2 protein-coding genes are annotated in these 2,538 nt (G+C 62.0%); both read left to right on the top strand.

Annotated elements, in window-relative coordinates; translation table 11 throughout:
- Nucleotides 1–270, top strand: a 270-nt coding sequence (locus HP499_RS23305; RefSeq protein ID WP_216660269.1) for a tautomerase family protein, incomplete at its 5' end; no start/stop codon positions are given.
- 426 nt (nt 271–696) lie between these two features.
- Complete coding sequence (locus tag HP499_RS23300) at nt 697–2,481, top strand: long-chain fatty acid--CoA ligase (RefSeq protein WP_172326430.1); 1,785 nt, start codon at nt 697–699, stop codon at nt 2,479–2,481.
- Nucleotides 2,482–2,538: the final 57 nt, after the last annotated feature.

Below are 2,538 nucleotides of genomic sequence, written 5' to 3'. Positions count from 1 at the left end.
ATGAACACCAGGGTGATGCGCGAGTTCATCATGAACATGCTGACCGAGACCATCAGGCCCTGGCTCGACGGGCGGGGATACCTGTGGGAACTGAGCATCGAGGAGATGCCGCGTGATCTGTGGACCGTCGACGGGTTCACCCCGCCACCGTTTCGCTCGCCGGCGGAGATGCGGTGGCGGCAGGAGGGTAAGGCGTCCCCGTACGAATGGTCCGAAACGGTCGGTTTCAACCCGGATGGTTCAATCATTGGGTTGGACGGGGGCGTGTGAGTCAGCGGGACCCGCAGTCTGACTGACACTGCCTCATCCCGGCCCGGGTCTCTGTGCCACTCAGAGATCCGGGCCTTTGGTCCGTTCGCCTAATTCAGATCCGGGAGCCGGTGCCTCGAATGCTCCTCACCCGTCCGCCGGTAGGCAATTGCTCACGACCGAGACCACCGAGGGCGCCGCCCTGGCCGCAAGTCCGGTGCGCTGACGTAGGCGGTGGCCCGGATGTTCGCGCTTCCCGGGTCAACTGTCGCAACTTGGGTCGAACTGGGGACACGATCAGCAAAGCCGCCTGGGAACTCGGCGGGTGAAGGTGAGGGCCCCGTCGGCGGTAGCCGACATGGCGGACAAACGACACTATTGGCACTGAAATTGCAGGGATCGCTCTCTACGGTAGCGAGCAATCACATTGAGAGGCAGAAATCACACATGCACGTACTCGAAGCCGCCATTGATCCCGACGAAGCGTTCACCCGGGCGCTACAGGCCGCGACCCTGTGCGAGGCGTTCCAGATCACCGCCGCCGCGCGAACCAATCAGGTCGCTGTGCGCACCGTTGATGACAGCATCTCACTGACGTTCGGCCAACTCTCGCAGCGAGTCCGACGCCTGACAGCCGGCCTGGCAGCCCTCGGTGTGCGCCCCGGTGACACCGTGGCCATCATGCTCACGAATCGGCCCGAATTCCATCTTGTCGACCTGGCCGTCATGCACCTTGGCGCCCTGCCGTTCTCGATCTACAACACGTCGGCAAAAACTCAGATCGAATATCTCTTCAGTGACGCCGCGAACAGAATCGTGATCACCGAACGAGCATTCGTCGACCGCCTCGTTGCCGTTCGCGATGGTGGCACCCAGATCGACACGATCGTCGTGGTCGACGGCGCACCGGACGGGACGACTAGCCTCGAAGACGTGGAAGCAGCGGGCGATCCCGACTTCGATTTCGATGCCACGTGGTCAACGGTCCGTCCCGATGACATACTCACGCTCATCTACACCTCGGGCACCACAGGCCCACCCAAAGGTGTGGAGCTCACCCACCACAACCTGATGAGTCAACTCCGTGCGCTGCAACAGGCAATGCCCACCACACCGGGGGGTCGCTTCGTCTCCTTCCTTCCCTCCGCGCACATCGGCGATCGGTGGGGTGCACACTATGGCGCTCTCATCACCTGGGGCTTCACGGTAACGACATGTCCGGTCGGAGGCGAGCTCTTGGACGTCGTCGCACAAGTGCGTCCGACGGTGTTCCAGCCGGTGCCCCGTATCTGGGAGAAGGCCAAGGCCAAAGTCGAGGCCCAGTTGGAGGCCGATCCCAACCCGGCACGGCGCACGTTGCTGCGGTGGGCCCTCGACATCGGGATCAAGAAGGCACAGGCCGGGCATGCGAACCGTTCTATCGGCAGGATCTTCGACATACGGGCATCGGTAGCGGCCGTACTGATCGGTGACAGGTTCCGTCGAATGCTGGGGCTGGACACAATAGACTGGGTCCTCTCTGGATCGGCACCAACTCCCCGCGACGTGTTCGATTTCTTCTTGGCAATCGGTGTTCCCATTTGCGAAGTATGGGGTATGAGCGAAACGTCCCTCGCCATCACCATCAATCCGCGTGACGCCATCCGGTACGGCACGGTGGGGCTGCCTCTTCCGGGGATCGAGGTGAAAGTCGCCGAAGACGGGGAGCTGCTCATCCGCGGGGCAACAGTCATGCGCGGCTACCGGAACAAACCGGAACAGACCGTCGAGGCAATGGATGCGGACGGGTGGCTCCACTCCGGTGACATCGGAACCGTCGACGAGGACGGCTACGTGCGGATCGTAGATCGCAAGAAGGAGATCATCATCAACGCGGCCGGTAAAAACATGTCCCCGGCGAACATTGAGACGTGGTTGCGGTCGAGCAGCCCCCTGATTGGGCAGGCCGCCTGCATCGGTGACGGGCGACTTTACAACGTCGCCTTGATCTCCCTCGACCCCGACACCGCCGCCGGGAGATCGGCAAGCGATCCGACCGTTATTGCCGAGGTCACAGCCGGGGTCGATCTCGCGAACTCTCACCTCTCCAGGGTGGAACAGATCAAGAAGTTCAGAATCGTCGAAGATCACTGGCTGCCCGGAAGTGACGAGCTCACACCCACGATGAAGATCAAACGCAGGAATGTCACGACAAAATACGCCGCTCAGATCGACGACCTCTACCTGACATAGTCGAGCCTGGCACGGAGGGAACGCTGAACGCACGGACACCCGTCCCGCATGACGCTT

The organism is Paenarthrobacter sp. CM16 (assembly GCF_013179505.1).
In the GTDB taxonomy this organism is placed as follows: domain Bacteria; phylum Actinomycetota; class Actinomycetes; order Actinomycetales; family Micrococcaceae; genus Arthrobacter.
This window is presented reverse-complemented; position numbering and strand designations above follow the sequence as displayed.